At 61.8% G+C, this 15140-nt stretch carries 17 protein-coding genes; 11 read left to right on the forward strand and 6 right to left on the reverse strand.

Annotated features, from left to right (window positions below):
• Positions 1 to 48 precede the first annotated feature (48 nt).
• Entirely contained in the window at positions 49 to 567 is a 519-nt protein-coding gene (locus AC1D3C_RS18215; protein WP_477483873.1) for a glycosyl transferase, read from the forward strand.
• Positions 568 to 570: 3 nt separating this feature from the next.
• Here AC1D3C_RS18215 and moaB read toward each other — a convergent pair whose 3' ends face one another.
• The 4 genes from moaB to AC1D3C_RS18235 form a co-directional block, all read right to left on the reverse strand.
• Positions 571 to 1119, reverse strand: coding sequence for a molybdenum cofactor biosynthesis protein B (gene moaB / locus AC1D3C_RS18220; protein WP_477483860.1), 549 nt, complete (start codon positions 1117 to 1119; stop codon positions 571 to 573).
• The gene (locus tag AC1D3C_RS18225; RefSeq protein ID WP_477483861.1) at positions 1116 to 2045 is read right to left on the reverse strand and encodes a 4-(cytidine 5'-diphospho)-2-C-methyl-D-erythritol kinase; all 930 of its coding nucleotides are present in this window, start codon (positions 2043 to 2045) and stop codon (positions 1116 to 1118) included. Before AC1D3C_RS18225 ends, moaB begins: the two co-directional genes overlap by 4 nt.
• 5 nt (positions 2046 to 2050) lie before the next feature.
• Positions 2051 to 3886 carry a tetratricopeptide repeat protein gene (locus AC1D3C_RS18230; RefSeq protein ID WP_477483862.1) on the reverse strand — a complete coding sequence of 612 codons (1836 nt, stop codon included), beginning with the start codon at positions 3884 to 3886 and terminating at the stop codon, positions 2051 to 2053.
• Positions 3887 to 4049: 163 nt separating this feature from the next.
• The gene (locus AC1D3C_RS18235; RefSeq protein ID WP_247138132.1) at positions 4050 to 5066 is read right to left on the reverse strand and encodes a polyprenyl synthetase family protein; all 1017 of its coding nucleotides are present in this window, start codon (positions 5064 to 5066) and stop codon (positions 4050 to 4052) included.
• Positions 5067 to 5172: 106 nt separating this feature from the next.
• Here AC1D3C_RS18235 and AC1D3C_RS18240 point away from each other — a divergent pair, with 106 nt between their 5' ends.
• Together AC1D3C_RS18240 and AC1D3C_RS18245 are read left to right on the forward strand one after the other, a co-directional pair.
• A complete protein-coding gene (locus AC1D3C_RS18240) occupies positions 5173 to 5394 on the forward strand; it encodes a putative signal transducing protein (RefSeq protein WP_038584150.1) in 222 nt (73 codons plus the stop codon).
• A gap of 324 nt (positions 5395 to 5718) precedes the next feature.
• A complete protein-coding gene (locus tag AC1D3C_RS18245) occupies positions 5719 to 6519 on the forward strand; it encodes a tRNA1(Val) (adenine(37)-N6)-methyltransferase (protein ID WP_477483863.1) in 801 nt (266 codons plus the stop codon).
• Here the strand turns inward: AC1D3C_RS18245 and AC1D3C_RS18250 are convergent.
• Entirely contained in the window at positions 6488 to 7828 is a 1341-nt protein-coding gene (locus tag AC1D3C_RS18250) for an Nramp family divalent metal transporter (RefSeq protein ID WP_038540396.1), read from the reverse strand. The genes AC1D3C_RS18245 and AC1D3C_RS18250 overlap by 32 nt on opposite strands.
• 167 nt (positions 7829 to 7995) lie before the next feature.
• Here AC1D3C_RS18250 and AC1D3C_RS18255 point away from each other — a divergent pair, with 167 nt between their 5' ends.
• The 5 genes from AC1D3C_RS18255 to AC1D3C_RS18275 all read left to right on the forward strand — a co-directional run bounded on the left by AC1D3C_RS18255 (position 7996) and on the right by AC1D3C_RS18275 (position 11105).
• On the forward strand, positions 7996 to 8862 hold the full coding sequence (locus AC1D3C_RS18255) for a S49 family peptidase (protein ID WP_247138129.1): 867 nt from the start codon (positions 7996 to 7998) through the stop codon (positions 8860 to 8862).
• Between the two features lie 27 nt (positions 8863 to 8889).
• Positions 8890 to 9081 (forward strand): hypothetical protein, encoded by a 192-nt coding sequence (locus AC1D3C_RS18260; RefSeq protein ID WP_046611035.1) that lies wholly within the window; start codon positions 8890 to 8892, stop codon positions 9079 to 9081.
• A 65-nt stretch (positions 9082 to 9146) separates the two neighbouring features.
• A complete protein-coding gene (locus AC1D3C_RS18265; RefSeq protein ID WP_477483864.1) occupies positions 9147 to 9377 on the forward strand; it encodes an AbrB/MazE/SpoVT family DNA-binding domain-containing protein in 231 nt (76 codons plus the stop codon).
• Positions 9377 to 9781, forward strand: coding sequence for a PIN domain-containing protein (locus AC1D3C_RS18270; protein WP_477483865.1), 405 nt, complete (start codon positions 9377 to 9379; stop codon positions 9779 to 9781). Before AC1D3C_RS18265 ends, AC1D3C_RS18270 begins: the two co-directional genes overlap by 1 nt.
• A 370-nt stretch (positions 9782 to 10151) precedes the next feature.
• Entirely contained in the window at positions 10152 to 11105 is a 954-nt protein-coding gene (locus AC1D3C_RS18275; RefSeq protein WP_477483866.1) for a glycine--tRNA ligase subunit alpha, read from the forward strand.
• Between the two features lie 30 nt (positions 11106 to 11135).
• On the opposite strand, the gene AC1D3C_RS18280 is transcribed toward AC1D3C_RS18275, so the two are convergent.
• A complete protein-coding gene (locus AC1D3C_RS18280; RefSeq protein WP_247034480.1) occupies positions 11136 to 11333 on the reverse strand; it encodes a hypothetical protein in 198 nt (65 codons plus the stop codon).
• A 200-nt stretch (positions 11334 to 11533) separates the two neighbouring features.
• Here AC1D3C_RS18280 and AC1D3C_RS18285 point away from each other — a divergent pair, with 200 nt between their 5' ends.
• From AC1D3C_RS18285 to AC1D3C_RS18295, 3 genes are all read left to right on the forward strand, one after another.
• Complete coding sequence (locus AC1D3C_RS18285) at positions 11534 to 12085, forward strand: LemA family protein (protein ID WP_038540412.1); 552 nt, start codon at positions 11534 to 11536, stop codon at positions 12083 to 12085.
• Between the two features lie 87 nt (positions 12086 to 12172).
• A complete protein-coding gene (locus tag AC1D3C_RS18290; protein WP_477483874.1) occupies positions 12173 to 13447 on the forward strand; it encodes a 3-phosphoshikimate 1-carboxyvinyltransferase in 1275 nt (424 codons plus the stop codon).
• A gap of 33 nt (positions 13448 to 13480) precedes the next feature.
• Positions 13481 to 15140: DUF2207 domain-containing protein (locus AC1D3C_RS18295; protein WP_477483867.1), on the forward strand; the 1660-nt coding region annotated here is incomplete at its 3' end.

Genomic DNA, 15140 nt, shown 5'->3' on the forward strand with positions numbered 1-15140 from the left:
CGGCCCGCGTTTCTGGCGTTCCGTGTTGCGATGCGTTACATGTCAGGAATGCTGACTGTCATCATGGAATGCCGCGATCAGGAATCCGAGCTGGCGCAGACGCTCTCGGTGCTCGTTCCCGCTGCGGTAGAGGGGCTTGTGAGCGATGTCGTGGTGCTCGATCACGGTTCGCGGGATGGTTCCTCCCGCGTTGCCGATGCGGCCGGCTGCCGTTTTTATGGCCATTGGGATATCAAGGATATTTTGCGCGGCGCCCGGGGAGAATGGTTGTTGCTGGTCGAGCCCGGCTCCCGGCCGCAGGGCGGCTGGATCGATGAGGTGATGGAATATATCGCGCTCAACAAGCAGCCGGCCCGCTTCGCGCCGGCCCGCAATTACCGGCGGCCGTTCTTCAAGCGCATCGGTCGTGCCGCGCCGCCGCTGGAATACGGCATGCTGCTGCCGAAGCGGYAGGCGATCGCGCTGGCAAAATCGGGAATGAACCTGGAAACGCTGGCGCGCGGCCAGAAGGTGTCGAAGCTTTCGAGCGAGATGATCCCGGCCTGGGTGGCGGCTGCGGTCAGGTAGCGCCTATTTGCCGCCGCGCTTCAGGTGCTCGTCGAGCCGCGGCATGATCTCGATAAAATTGCAGGGCATGTGGCGGTAGTCGAGCTGCGCCTTCAGAATGCCGTCCCAGGCGTCCTTGCAGGCGCCGGGCGAACCCGGCAGCACGAAGATGAAGGTGGCGTTCGCGACCCCGCCGGTCGCCCGCGATTGGATCGTCGACGTGCCGATCTTGTCGTAGGAAATCCGGTGGAACACTTCCGAAAAACCGTCCATGCGCTTTTCGAACAGCGGCTCCAGCGCCTCCGGCGTCACGTCCCGGCCGGTAAAGCCCGTGCCGCCTGTGGTGATCACCACGTCGATATCGGGATCGAGCGTCCATTCCCGCACCTGGCCGGCAATGCGGTCCTTGTCGTCGGGCACGATCGCGCGCGCCTTCAGTTCATGGCCGGCTTCCGCGATCCGCGCCACCAGCGTATCGCCGGACTTGTCGTCGGCCGCCGTGCGCGTGTCGGAGACGGTCAGCACGGCGATACCGACGGGGATGAAGGAACGGCTGTCGTCGATCCGGTTCATGGGGTTTTCTCAGGGCTTTGGCCAACGGTTCTCACCGCCTGAAAATACCATTCCGGCTTCTGGCCGTTAAGGTTCTCCATCGCTTTCTCCGCCGCTTCGAAGGAAGGAAATATCCCGAAACAGGTGGCGCCCGAACCGGACATCCGCGTCAGCATGGTGCCTTCCGCGCCGATCAGGCTGGAAATCTGGTCGATCTCACGCACCAGCGAGCGCGCCGGCGGCTCAAGGTCGTTGCGCAGCATCTTCAGAAAGCTGATCCAGTCGCCGTCGAGCGCGCCGATCGGCGAATTGTCCTTCTGGGTCAGGCGGCGGAAGATACCCGGCGTCGAGACCCCGACCAGCGGATTGCCAAGCACCAGCGACAACGAGGGCATGTCGGGAAGGGCAGTCAGCTCTTCGCCTATCCCCCTGGCCATCAGCGGTTCGCCCTTCAGGCACATCGGCACATCGGCGCCGAGCGAAAGACCAAGCACTGCCAGTTCCTCCGCCGGCAGCCGGGCGTTCCAGAAGCGCATCAGGCCGCGCAGCGTTGCCGCCGCATCCGCCGAACCGCCACCGATACCGGCTGCAACCGGCAGGTTCTTTTCAAGATGAATGGCAACCGGCGGCGCCGAAACGCCTTTATTCTGCAGCGCCTTGCGCAAGAGATCGCGGGCTTTCAGCACGAGATTGCCATGCTTGCCCTCGACGGATGTCGGCAGCAACGAAGCGAACCGGCCGGAAAAGGAAAGGCCGTCTGCGTCAGCATCGCTGAAGCTGAGCCGATCCCCCGTGTCGGCAAAGGTCACGATACTTTCGAGCAGGTGATAACCGTCGGCCCGCTGGCCGGTCACGTGCAGGGCAAGATTGATCTTGGCGGGCGCGAGTTCGAAAAGGTTCGCCTCGTCGGCGAACCGGCTGTCGGATGACAAATTGCCCAGAAACATGGGCGTCAGGATTTCTTGTCAGGATTGGCCGGCGCCGGCGGAGCGGGCGCCACGGGTTCGGACGGGCTGCGGTCGGCAGTCGTCGCGTTCGGATCGAGCGGGGGCAGGCCCTTCTCGATCTTCTCCTTGATCTGCTCGCGGTTGATATCCTCGCCTTCCGAGATCAGCGCCCGGTTCCATTGGTAGACGGCTTCGAGCTTGCGCCCGACACGCCAGTAGGAATCGCCCAGATGATCGTTGATCGTCGAATCGCCGGCGCGCAGCTGCACGGCACGTTCGAGCTCGGTCACCGCATCGTCGAACTTGCCCATGCGGAAATAGGCCCAGCCGAGCGAGTCGACGATATAGCCGTCATCCGGCCGCGCATCGACGGCCCGCTTGATCATGCCGAGACCCTCGTCGAGGTTCTTGTTCATGTCGACCAGCGAATATCCGAGATAGTTGAGCACCTGCGGCTGTTCCGGATTGAGCTCCAGCGACTTGCGGAAGCTCGGCTCGGCCTTCTCCCAGTTCTTCAGCCGCTCGTAGGCGATGCCGCGCTGGAAGAAGATGGTCCAGTCGCCCGGCTTCGGCACCGGCCCGATGACCTCGGCCGCCTTGTCGTACGTCTCGGCCATGGTCTTGTAGTCCTTGGCGTCGGAAAGCACGCTGCCGTAGGCGATATAGCTGCGGATGTCCGACGGATCGGATTCGATCAGCGATTTCAGGTGCTGCTTGGCCTCATTCACCTTGCCGGTGTCGGAAAGCGTCACGCCGAGCTGCAGTTCGGAAATGCGGCGCATCGGCGAATCGGCCGGAACGCTCGCATAGAATTTGATGGCACGATCGGGCTGCTTGAGCTTCTCGGCGATGCCACCGAGCAGGATCAGCGTGTCGGCGCTCTTGGCGTCGAGCGCGTGGGAGATCTGCAGGTAGAGCGAGACCATGTCTTCGGCGCCCTGGCGGTTCAGCGCGCCGCCGATCGAAAACAGCACGCCGGCTGCACCTTCGGCAGCATTGCTCACCTGCTGCTGGGGCTTCTCGCCCTTTTCGATGCTCTGGCGCAGCGCCTTCAGCGGCGCATAATTGGAGACCATGCCGTCACCGACGGAGATCGCATCGAGCGCCTTCTGCTTGTTACCGGCAGCCGCTTCAAGACGCGCAAGCGCCATGACGGCGCGCATAAACGTGTCCGGCGCGGTGGCGACGGCTTCCTTGTTGGTGACGGCGGTGTTGAGATGCTGCCGAGCGGTGCCGATATCTCCGGTCACCAGCGCCATGGCGCCGAGATGGTAGTCGGTGAATACCTTGTACCAGGGCGGTCCCTTGAGGTTGTTGATGCCGGCCATCGCCTGCTTGCCCTTGCCGGCGCCGACATCCGCCCAGGCGGAAAGGAGCTGGTGGGTCAGCCGGTCGAGATCGTTCGGCCCCTCATAGGCAAGCACTTTCTTGGCGGTGTCGAACTTCTTGTCACGCAGGGCATCGAGCCCGCGGACGATCTTGGTGATCCGCTCGACGGCATTGTCATCCTTCAACGCATTGGCCTCGGCGAGACCCTGGTCGAAATCGCCGTTGAGCAGCAGCGAGATCATCAGCCTCTCGCGGATTTCCAGGTTGGCGGGATCGAAAGCCAGCGCCTTGCGGTAAAGCGCGATCGCGGTGTCGTAGTCGTGGTCGACGTCGGCGGTGCGGGCCGCCAGAAAGGCGCCGGAAAACGTCTTCACGTTGCCGGGACCGAACGTCACCGTGTCTTTCACCGCTGGCTTCGCTTCCGCCGTCGCCGCATTGGCCACCGTTCCGAACATGAGGACGGTTGCGAGCGCCGCGCTGGAGAGCAGAAGAAGGCTGGATTTCCGCCGCATAAAGATGCCTTTCGTAAGAGCATGGCGATTCGGTGAGATACCGCCGCCAATTCCGCCCTATTGATTCACGATAGAATGGCTTTTTTGAAGCAGGTCCGCAAGGAAATCCCCAGCGCCACACGGGGGCGGCGCCGGTCACACCTTCGTCAACGGACGCCGTATGTCAGTTGACGCGCTGGATCGAGAAGTCGATGACTTCGAGAAGAGCGGCCTTGAGCGGCGAGGCGGGAAGCGGCGCCAGCGCATCGCGGGCGATCGTGCCGTAATGCAGGGCGCGGCCAATCGTGTCGTTCAGGGCACCGTATTTGTTGATCAATCCGAGCGCCTTTTCGAGGTTCTCGTCGCTGCTTTCGCCCTTCTCGATCGCCTGGCGCCAGAAGGCGCGCTCGGCTTCGGTGCCGCGGCGATAGGAGAGGATGACGGGCAGCGTGATCTTGCCCTCGCGGAAATCGTCGCCGACATTCTTGCCGAGATCGGCCGCCTTGCCGCCATAATCGAGCGCGTCGTCGACGAGCTGGAAGGCAAGACCGAGGTTCATGCCGTAGGATTTCAGTGCGCCCCGGCCGGCCTTGTCGGCATTGGCGATGATCGGGCCGACTTCGGCGGCAGCGGCAAACAGGGCCGCCGTCTTGGCGCGGATGACCGAAAGATAGTCGTCCTCGGTCGTCTCCATGTTCTTGGCGACGGAAAGCTGCAGCACTTCGCCCTCGGCGATCACAGAGGCTGCGGCAGACAGCACGTCGAGCGCTTCGAGCGAGCCGACATCCACCATCATCCGGAACGCCTGGCCGAGCAGGAAGTCGCCGACGAGCACGCTGGCCTGGTTTCCCCAGATCATCCGGGCGGTCGAGCGCCCGCGGCGCAGATCGCTTTCGTCCACCACGTCGTCGTGGAGCAGCGTTGCGGTGTGCATGAACTCGACGCTGGTCGCGAGCTTCACATGGCCTTCACCCTGGTAGCCGAACAGCGCCGCAGAGGCGAGCGTCAGCATCGGCCGCAGCCGCTTGCCGCCCGACGAGATCAGGTGATTGGCGACTTCCGGGATCATCTGCACGTCGGAGCCGGCCTTGGACAGGATCAAATGATTGACCCGATCCATGTCCGCCTTGGTCAGATCCACCAGCGGTTTGACGGATGCCAGTTTGTTTTTGCCTTCTTCAAGCGGTATGACGACGCCCAATGTCAGGCCTCCCTATCGAAATCTTTCAAACGACAATAGAAAGAGGCTGATAGTGCGGCAAGCGCAAATCGCATCCCGCCGGATATAATGGGGTAACAAACAAGCCATGCTGGAGATCATCCGCACCAACGACATCGTGATCCTGTCGCTGGCCCAGAGTCTGATGAAGGATGCGGGCATCCATTTCATGGTCGCCGACCAGTCGATGAGCGTGCTCGAAGGCTCGCTGGGGCTTTTGGCACGCCGGCTGATGGTGGATAGCGAACGGGCCGACGAAGCGCGGCGGATATTGAAGGATGCGGGGCTAGAAGCGGAGCTGCGGCCTTGATGCCTGTGGATCCTCGGTCTTCAGTTTTTCCGGAGCTTTAGCATTGAGCGTTCTCGCGGATCGCCCCCCTCTGCCCTGCCGGGCATCTCCCCCTCAGGTGGGGAGATCGGCTGGGCGCACGCTCGCCGCTTCAAATTTGACGTCTCATTCTGCGCACCAACGTGCGGCGTATCTTCTCGCGCATTTTTATCTGGCCTCTCTTCCGGCACGCCGTATTTGGAAGGGCGATGATCACGCCGCTTGTGATCTCCCCACCTGTGGGGGAGATGCCCGGCAGGGCAGAGGGGGGCTACCGACTACCAGCGCTCAATGGTGTCGCGAAGGATGACCCCGCCAACCCATACCATCGACGCCTTCCATCGCGGCCGTTTCCACGTCATGCAGCCGAAGGGGGGCGGGCATCGGTCCGGCGTCGATGCGATGCTGCTTGCCTCGCTGGTCGCCGCCGACAAGCCGGTTAATGTTGCCGATCTCGGCTCCGGCGCCGGCGCTGCGGGCCTTGCGGTCGCCTCGCGGCTGGAACGGGCAAATGTTCTGCTGATCGAGAAATCGCCGCTGATGGCCGATTACGCTCGCAAGACCCTGGAGCTTCCGGAGAATGCCTTCCTTGCCGATCGCGTCGAAGTGCTGGAAGCCGACGTGACGCTGACCGGCAAGCCGCGGCTCGCCGCCGGTCTCGTCGACGAGATCCATGACCACGTCATCATGAACCCGCCCTTCAACGATGCCAGTGACCGCAAGACGCCCGATGCCCTGAAGGCCGAGGCGCATGCGATGACGGAAGACCTGTTCGAAGCCTGGATCCGCACCGCCGGCGCGATCATGAAGCCCGGCGGGCAGTTGTCGCTGATCGCCCGGCCGCAATCGATCGCCGAGATCATCGCGGCCTGCGGCAGGCGTTTCGGCGGGCTGGAAATCACCGCCCTTCATCCCCGGCCGGACGAAAGCGCCACGCGCGTCCTCGTCACCGCCGTCAAGGGATCGCGCGCCCGGCTGACATTCCGGGCGCCGCTTTTCGTGCATGGCCCGGATGGCCATGCTTTCTCGGCTTTTGTGGACGACCTGAATAATGGCCGGGCCGCCTATGCCCGCCTCAGCCCGAAACGAAATCCACGAGCAGCTTGACGTTGAGGACGGCGATCACGACGGCGATCAGCCAGGCAAGGCCGGAGAGCCAGATCGGCGCCACGAGTTCGCCCATCTTGGCCTTGCTGGCGGTGAACATGACGAGCGGAAAAACCGCGAAGGAAAGCTGCAGGCTGAGCACGACCTGGGTGAGGATCAGCAGCTCGGCCGTGCCCGCATCGCCATACCAGATGGTCACGAACGCGGCCGGGATGATGGCTATCCCCCGGGTGATCAGCCGGCGGATCCACGGCTGCAGCTTCATCTTGAGGAAGCCTTCCATGACGATCTGACCGGCAAGCGTCGCCGTCACCGTCGAATTCAGGCCGCAGCAGAGCAGAGCGATACCAAATAGCGTCGGCGCGATGGCAAGGCCGAGCAGCGGAGCCAGCAGCGAATGGGCTTCGCCGAGCTCGGCTACCTCCGTCCGGCCGGTGCTGTTGAAGGCGGCTGCCGCGAGGATCAGGATCGAGGCATTGATCAAGAGGGCGAAGCAGAGTGCGACGGTGGAGTCGATCGTCGCAAAGGTCAGCGCTTCCTTCTTTTCAGGCAGGGTATGGCCATAGTTGCGGGTCTGCACGATGCCGGAATGCAGGTAGAGGTTATGCGGCATGACGGTCGCGCCGAGAATGCCGAGTGCCAGATAGAGCATTTCCGGATTGGTGACGATCTCGGTTGTCGGGAAGAAGCCGCGGATGACGCCGCCCCATTGCGGATCGGCGAGGAAGATCTGGACCGCGAAGCACACGGCGATGACGCCGAGCAGGGTGATGATGAAGGCCTCGACCCAGCGGAAACCCATCTTCTGCAGATAAAGGATGATGAAGACGTCGAGCGCCGTGATCAGTACGCCGAGCTCCAGTGGGATACCGAAGATCAGGTTGAGACCGATCGCGGTGCCGATCACCTCGGCGATGTCGGTGGCGATGATGGCGATTTCGGCCAGCGCCCAGAGCGGAATGGAAACCCATTTCGGAAACGCGTCGCGGCAGGCTTGCGCCAGATCTCGGCCCGAAGCGATGGCAAGACGGGCACAGAGCGACTGCAGCACGATCGCCATCACGTTGGACAGCAGCGCGACCGCCAGCAGCGCATAACCGAATTTCGAACCGCCGGCGAGCGAGGTCGCCCAGTTGCCGGGGTCCATGTAGCCGACTGCAACCAGGTAACCCGGGCCGGCGAAGGCAGCCATCCGTCGCCACCGAGATCCGGAGCGCGAGATGTTGACGCTTCGATAGACGTCGGAAAGCGATGCTTCCCCCCGTTTGTTCCGCCAGCCGCTGTCCTGCTTTGAACTTAAGACGTCCATCTTCACCCTATCTCCGTTCGTGGGGGAGATAATGCCTTATTGGAATGATAATGCAAGTCATTCGCAACTAGAAAATCAAAATCCTGCTTTCAGGGGCGCAGCCATTGTGTTTGAAATTCCGTCACATACATGCTCTGGCAGAGCCGAACGCGACAGAAGGAAAAGAAATGGCCGGGTTTTTGAAGAGGTTGATGCCGAAACGGTTCCGTAAGAAGGGGCTGACGATTCCCGTCGTCCGGCTTCACGGAGCGATCATGGCCGGCGGCGGCCAGTTCAAGCAGAGCCTCAACCTGGCCGGCGTGGCGCCGATGCTCGACAAGGCCTTCTCGAAGAAAGATGCCCCGGTCGTTGCGATCTCGATCAATTCGCCGGGCGGGTCTCCGGTGCAATCGCGCCTGATCTTCCAGCGCATCCGCTCGCTGGCGGAAGAAAAGGACAAGAAGGTGCTGGTCTTCGTCGAGGATGTCGCGGCCTCGGGCGGCTACATGATCGCGCTTGCGGGCGACGAGATCTTTGCCGATCCGACCTCCATCGTCGGCTCGATCGGTGTCGTTTCCGGCGGGTTCGGCTTTCCGGAACTGCTGCGCAAGATCGGCATCGAGCGCCGCGTCTATACCGCCGGCGAGAACAAGGTGATCCTCGATCCCTTCCAGCCGGAAAAGGAAGGCGACATCGAATACCTGAAGGCGCTGCAGCTCGAAATCCACAAGGTCTTCATCGAGATGGTCAAGATGCGCCGTGGAGAGCGGCTGGCGGACGATGCGACGATCTTTTCCGGCCTGTTCTGGAGCGGGTTGCGTGGCCTCGAACTCGGCCTGATCGACAGCCTCGGCGACATGCGCGAAGTCCTCAAGCGCCGTTACGGCAAGGATACCAGGCTGGAACTGATCGGCAGCGCCCGCACCCTGTTCGGCCGACGCGTGCCCGGCGTCGTTTTCGGGGAGGGTAAGGCCGGAGAAATCGCCGCAGGTGCAGTCACGGGACTTGCGGCAAGCCTGGAAGAAAAGGCAATGTGGAGCCGCTACGGCCTTTGAGGTCGTCAGGATAGCGCGAGAGGGGAAATGGCGCAGCTTTTATTTCTGATCATCGTCATCGGCGGCGGCTGGATGCTCTACAAGAAGTTCATCAAGGACGCCGAAAGACTGTCATCGCGCACCCGCCGCGAAGAAAAGGAACGCCAGACCGGCGCGATCGGCACCCTGGAAAGAGACCCGGCGACGGGAGAATACAGGGTGAAGCGGGATGAGGAATAGGATTGGAGTTCAATCGAAGGAGACTGTGTGATATACATAGGAAAAGTATATCATAGGAGGCGCTTATGCAGGTCGCGAAATGGGGCAACAGCCTGGCAATTCGTATCCCCGCGTCTGTGGCGGATGCGTTAAATCTCAAAGAGGGTGACGATATCGCTGTTCGTGTGGCGGAAGGTCCTGCATTTGAGGTTGAGCGAAATGATACTCGGCAGAAGGCGCTTGAGCGGATCAAGGCATTTAAGCTGAAGCTGCCGCCTGATTGGAAGTTCGACCGCGATGAAGCGAATTCGCGTTGATGCCGTCGATCGCGAATTTTCTGGACACTAACATCCTGGTCTATGCCTTAAGCGAAGAACCGAAAGCTGAAGTCGCCCAATCGATAATGATCGAGCCTTTTATAGTCAGTGTGCAGGCGCTCAACGAATTTGCAAATGTCGGGCGGAAGAAACTCAAGTTGAGCTGGAAGCGCATTGAAGAAGCAATCGATGATATATCCGCAACAGCTTCAGCCATCATTGTGTTGGACAAACAGGCGACCATGGCCGCTTTAAAATTGGTCCAACGATATAATTTGGCTTTCTATGATGCTTTGATGCTGGCAACTGCTTTAAACGCCAATTGTAGCCGATATTATTCGGAGGACCTTCAGCACGGACTTTTGGTTGATGGCAGTCTGACAGTTATAAATCCATTCCTTTAGATTTGAGCTTCGTCCTGATCCTGCCAGCCATAGCCTTGCCATCCCAGTTAAGAAACTGATCAAGCGGAGTTCCCATCCGCCTGCGGATTTCATCCTTCGTGACAAGTAGCGGATCGTCCGGACCGGCGGGAACCCCGTCCGCCCGGCTGTCGATGCCAGCTTCGATCATCTTTTCAAGGGAAGGAAACCGGCCGTCTTCACAATTCCCTCGGCACAACGCAGATAGCGATCTGACCATGTCACGGTGTTCTTGAAGTTCATGCCCGCCTCTATGAGCCCGGCGCGCAGCCGCTCCAAACGCATAAATCCTTGACCCGCGCCCCTGATGCGTGGCACTCGTCCGCATCCTCGAACCGACACAGATATGGCCATGACCGAGCTGCCCGACCACATGTCTCCGACCCGCTCCTTCCAGGGGCTGATCCTCGCGCTCCAGAATTACTGGGCCGACAAGGGCTGCGCGATCCTGCAGCCCTACGACATGGAAGTCGGTGCCGGTACCTTCCATCCGGCAACGACATTGCGTGCGCTCGGGCCGAAGCCGTGGAAGGCCGCCTATGTGCAGCCGTCGCGTCGCCCGTCCGACGGCCGTTACGGCGAAAACCCCAACCGCCTGCAGCACTATTATCAGTTCCAGGTCATCCTGAAGCCGAACCCGCCAAACCTGCAGGAACTCTATCTCGGCTCGCTTGCGGCAATCGGCCTTGATCCGCTGCTGCACGATGTGCGTTTCGTCGAGGACGACTGGGAAAGCCCGACGCTCGGTGCCTGGGGCCTCGGCTGGGAATGCTGGTGCGACGGCATGGAAGTCTCGCAGTTCACCTACTTCCAGCAGGTCTGCGGCATCGAATGCGCGCCGGTTGCGGGTGAGCTGACCTACGGTCTCGAACGCCTCGCCACCTATCTGCAGGGCGTCGACAGCATCTACGAGCTCAATTTCAACGGCCGCGAGGGCGAGGAAACGATCTCCTATGGCGACGTCTTCCTGCAGGCCGAGCAGGAATATTCCCGCCATAACTTCGAATTCGCCGATACCGCCATGCTGCACCGGCACTTCGTCGATGCCGAGAAGGAATGCCAGGCGCTGCTCGCGGCCGGCGCTCCGGGAGCGAACGCCAACCAGACGCTGCACAAATGCGTCTTCCCGGCCTATGACCAATGCATCAAGGCGTCCCACGTCTTCAATTTGCTGGATGCCCGCGGGGTGATCTCGGTCACCGAACGCCAGAGCTATATCCTGCGCGTCCGCACGCTGGCGAAAGCCTGCGGCGAGGCCTTCCTGATGACCGATGCCGGTGGTGTGAATTTCGGCAAGGCTGCCTGAGTTTGGGTCTGGCCGTGTGCGGTGAACCGTTCAAACGGTTCCAGCCCATTGCGTGCCCAGCTGCCAGACGGGTTTGATGGTCGGATAGGCGCCGGTCGGAAGCTGCCCGGCATAGATCTGCAGAAACCGGCGTGTGCCGGCCGGTGCCGGGGGCTTCATCATGACCCCGTACTGAAAAAACAGCAGGGCAAACGCCAGCACATTGGCGGTTCGCGCTAGGCACGCCATGGCAATTCCATCCAGATTGTTTTGAGGTAGGGCCGAATCTTTGGAATCGCCCGTTTTCTGTAAGAGAATCTAGGGCATCCGGGCGATCGGAACTTTGCGGTAAGTCAAAAAATTGACCGCGAAAAATAATCGATGACTTCAACCACTTTTTTATACCACGCCTCTACTGTCCCATCGCAAGGCCAAGTCGGGAGACTCAGATGTACATTTTGATCGGCATAATTGTTCTCGTCGCACTCTACGTTGTTATGATCTACAACGGCCTCGTCAAAGCCCGCCAGATGGCGGAGGAGGCGTGGTCCGGCATCGACGTTCAGTTGAAGCGTCGCGCCGACCTGATCCCGAACCTGATCGAGACGGTGAAGGGATACGCCGCGCACGAAAAGGGCACGTTCGAGGAAGTCGTCAAGCTGCGCAACCAGGCGCAGGCGGTGCCGGCAGGCGATGTCGCCGGCCGCGCCCAGGCGGAAGGCTTGCTCGGCCAGGCGCTCGGCAAGATCATCGCGCTCGCCGAAGCCTATCCGGACCTGAAGGCAAACCAGAACTTCTCCGAGTTGCAGGCGTCGCTCGAAACCATCGAGAGCGAGATCCAGATGTCGCGGCGGTATTACAATGGTGCGGCCCGCGACCTGAACGTCAAGGTCGAGAGCTTCCCCAACAACCTGGTCGCCGGCCAGTTCGGTTTCTCGAAGCGCGAATATTTCGAGATCGAGAACGCGGCCGATCGGGCGGTCCCGACCGTCAAGTTCTGAAATCCGTCATTGGACCTTCGCGCCGCAACGGTTTAAGAGCGCGGTCGGCCGCTCGTTGCGGCATTCCATTGGCGTTAAGAGACGAATATCATGGGTAGAGCCAAACTCACCATCCTGCCGCCGGGCAAGCCGCTTTCCGGGCGTGCCATGCCGCCGGGTTCCAAGTCGATCACCAACCGCGCGCTGCTTCTGGCGGGCCTTGCCAGCGGCACCAGCCGGTTGACCGGTGCGCTACGGAGCGACGATACGCGCTACATGGCCGACGCTTTGCGGGCCATGGGTGTTTCGGTCGACGAGCCGGACGAGACCACCTTCGTTGTGACGGGCAGTGGCAAGCTCCTGCCGCCGTCCGCCCCGCTGTTCCTCGGCAATGCCGGCACCGCGACCCGTTTCCTGACCGCAGCCGTCGCTTCGGTCGATGGCACCGTCGTCGTTGATGGCGACGAACACATGCGCAAGCGGCCGATCGGCCCGCTGGTCGCCGCCCTGAAGTCGCTCGGCATCGATGCCGAGGCGTCGACCGGCTGCCCGCCGGTGACGGTACGCGGCAACGGTCATTTCGCCTCCGGCCGCGTCGAGATCGACGCCGGTCTCTCCAGCCAATACGTCTCGGCGCTGCTGATGGCGGGGCCGCTTGTCAGCCAGGGCGCCAACGCCCCGTTGACGGTTGCACTGGCCGGCGCGGAAATCGGTGCAAGGGGCTATGTGGACCTGACGCTCGCCGCCATGCAGGCCTTTGGCGCCAAGGTGGAGCAGATCGATGCTGCGACCTGGAAGGTCGAACCAACCGGATATAGCGCGGCGGATTTCGTGATTGAACCGGACGCGTCGGCCGCCACCTATCTCTGGGCTGCCGAGGTGCTGACCGGCGGTGCCATCGATCTCGGCGTGGCGGCCACCGCCTTTACCCAGCCGGATGCCAAGGCTTATGAGGTGATCGCACAATTCCCGCATTTGCCGGCCGAAATCGACGGCTCGCAGATGCAGGATGCGGTGCCGACGCTTGCCGTGCTCGCAGCCTTCAACGAAACGCCCGTGCGTTTCACCGGCATCGCCAACCTGCGCGTCAAGGAATGCGACCGGGTGAGGGCGCTCTCGCTCGGCCTCAACGCCATCCGCGAAGGCCTTGCAACGGAAGAGGGCGACGACCTGATCATCGCCTCCGACCCGTCGCTTGCCGGCCAGACCCTGCCGGCGCAGATCAACACCTTCGCCGACCATCGTATCGCCATGAGCTTTGCGCTGGCCGGGCTGATGATCGGCGGCATCACCATTCTCGATCCGGATTGCGTCGCCAAGACCTTCCCCAGCTATTGGGACGTGCTGGCCTCGCTCGGCGTCGAATATACGGACATAGTTTAAGCGGAAAACCCGCCGAAGAGGAGGAATGTCGTGATGCGGTGGTTCTCCGGCTTTTGCCTGGCTCTGCTTTTCTCGCTGTCGGCGGCGCTGCCCGCCGCGGCGGAAGAATATATCCGCTCCTATCATTCCGACATCCAGGTCGCCGACAATGGCGACCTGACGGTCACCGAAACGATCGTCGCCAATTCCGAAGGCGACAGGATCAAGCGCGGCCTGTTTCGCGACTTCCCGCTGACCATGCAGGACGCCGGCGGCCGCACCGTGCGGGTCGGCTTCGAGGTCGTTTCCGTCACCCGGGACGGTCAGGCCGAACCCTTCCATACGGAAAGTGTTACCGGCGGCATCCGCATCTATTCCGGCGACGAGGATGTCTTCCTTCGGAATGGCGAGCACACCTTCGTCTTCACCTACAAGACCGACCGGCAGATCCGCTATTTCGACGACCATGACGAGCTTTATTGGAACGCGACCGGCAATGGCTGGGAATTCCGCATCGCCCAGGCCTCGGCGCGGGTGACCCTGCCGGCCGCCGCGCGGATAACCCAGACCGCCGCCTATACCGGCCCGCTCGGATCCACCGCCCGCAATGCCCGCATGCAGGCGAACGGCAATCAGGCGGTCTTTTCGACCACTCGGCCGCTCGGCATGCAGGAGGGCCTGACGATCGTCGCGGGCTTTCCGAAGGGCATTGTCGCTCCGCCTTCGAAAGATCAGCAAAGCGCCTGGTGGTGGCGCGACAATATCGGGACGATCATCTCGATCGTTGGCCTCGTCCTCGTCGTCGGTTATTACGCGCTTTTCTGGGTCCGCGTCGGTCGTGACCCGGATCGCGGCGTCGTGGTACCCCGCTGGGATGCGCCGGAGGGGCTGTCGCCGGCTTTGGTCAACTACATAGACAACAAGGGTTTTTCCGGTGGCGGCTGGACCGCGTTTGCAGCAAGCGCGCTTGACCTCGCGGTCAAGGGTTACGTGACGCTGGAGGATCTCGCGGAAAAGATCATTATCCGGCGCACCGGCAAGGCCGCGCCGAGGGAGGTGCCGATCGGCCAGGCCTCCATCCTCGGCTCCATCGACGCCAAGGGGCAGGAACTGATCATCGACGAGGCGCACGGCACCTCCGTCCAGTCGATCGGCGCAAGCTTCCGCCAGGCAATCGAGAAGGAACACCGCGGCAAATATTACAACGGCAACAAGGGTTACGTGATCGGCGGCGTCGTGCTGAGCGTGCTTTCCATCGTCTCTCTGGTCGTTTTCGGCAATCTCGAACCGGATATGATCGCGACGCTGATCATCCCGGCCTTTTTTGCCGTGGTCTTCGGCGTGCTCGCCGCCGCCTTCGGCAAGGGCCTGCGCCGCGGTTCGTCGTTGATTTCGAAAATCGTCTCGGTCGTTATCCTCGGTTTTATCGGCTTGGTGGCCCTGTCGATCGGCTCGGCGGTCGTGGTGGGGATCATGTCGGAAATGACCGGCGACGAGCACTGGCCAATCATGGTCTCGGTCGGCGGCATCGTGCTCGCCAACGTCATTTTCTTCTTCCTGATGGGCGCCCCGACGCCGCTCGGCCGCAAGCTGATGGACGGTATCGAGGGCCTGCGCATCTACCTGACGCTCGCCGAAAAGGACCGCATGAACACCGCCGGCGCACCCACCATGTCGCCGCAGCATTTCGAAAAGCTGCTGCCCTATGCGGTGR

The sequence above is a fragment of the Neorhizobium sp. P1_A6 genome (genome assembly GCF_056406795.1).

Bases quoted from the DNA above. Each gene is read 5' to 3' on its own strand.
- moaB (WP_477483860.1), bottom strand. From the start codon at position 1,119: ATGAACCGGATCGACGACAGCCGTTCCTTCATCCCCGTCGGTATCGCC.
- AC1D3C_RS18225 (WP_477483861.1), bottom strand. From the start codon at position 2,045: ATGTTTCTGGGCAATTTGTCATCCGACAGCCGGTTCGCCGACGAGGCG.
- AC1D3C_RS18230 (WP_477483862.1), bottom strand. From the start codon at position 3,886: ATGCGGCGGAAATCCAGCCTTCTTCTGCTCTCCAGCGCGGCGCTCGCA.
- AC1D3C_RS18240 (WP_038584150.1), top strand. From the start codon at position 5,173: ATGCTGGAGATCATCCGCACCAACGACATCGTGATCCTGTCGCTGGCC.
- AC1D3C_RS18245 (WP_477483863.1), top strand. From the start codon at position 5,719: ATGACCCCGCCAACCCATACCATCGACGCCTTCCATCGCGGCCGTTTC.
- AC1D3C_RS18250 (WP_038540396.1), bottom strand. From the start codon at position 7,828: ATGGACGTCTTAAGTTCAAAGCAGGACAGCGGCTGGCGGAACAAACGG.
- AC1D3C_RS18255 (WP_247138129.1), top strand. From the start codon at position 7,996: ATGGCCGGGTTTTTGAAGAGGTTGATGCCGAAACGGTTCCGTAAGAAG.
- AC1D3C_RS18260 (WP_046611035.1), top strand. From the start codon at position 8,890: ATGGCGCAGCTTTTATTTCTGATCATCGTCATCGGCGGCGGCTGGATG.
- AC1D3C_RS18265 (WP_477483864.1), top strand. From the start codon at position 9,147: ATGCAGGTCGCGAAATGGGGCAACAGCCTGGCAATTCGTATCCCCGCG.
- AC1D3C_RS18270 (WP_477483865.1), top strand. From the start codon at position 9,377: ATGCCGTCGATCGCGAATTTTCTGGACACTAACATCCTGGTCTATGCC.
- AC1D3C_RS18275 (WP_477483866.1), top strand. From the start codon at position 10,152: ATGACCGAGCTGCCCGACCACATGTCTCCGACCCGCTCCTTCCAGGGG.
- AC1D3C_RS18280 (WP_247034480.1), bottom strand. From the start codon at position 11,333: ATGGCGTGCCTAGCGCGAACCGCCAATGTGCTGGCGTTTGCCCTGCTG.
- AC1D3C_RS18285 (WP_038540412.1), top strand. From the start codon at position 11,534: ATGTACATTTTGATCGGCATAATTGTTCTCGTCGCACTCTACGTTGTT.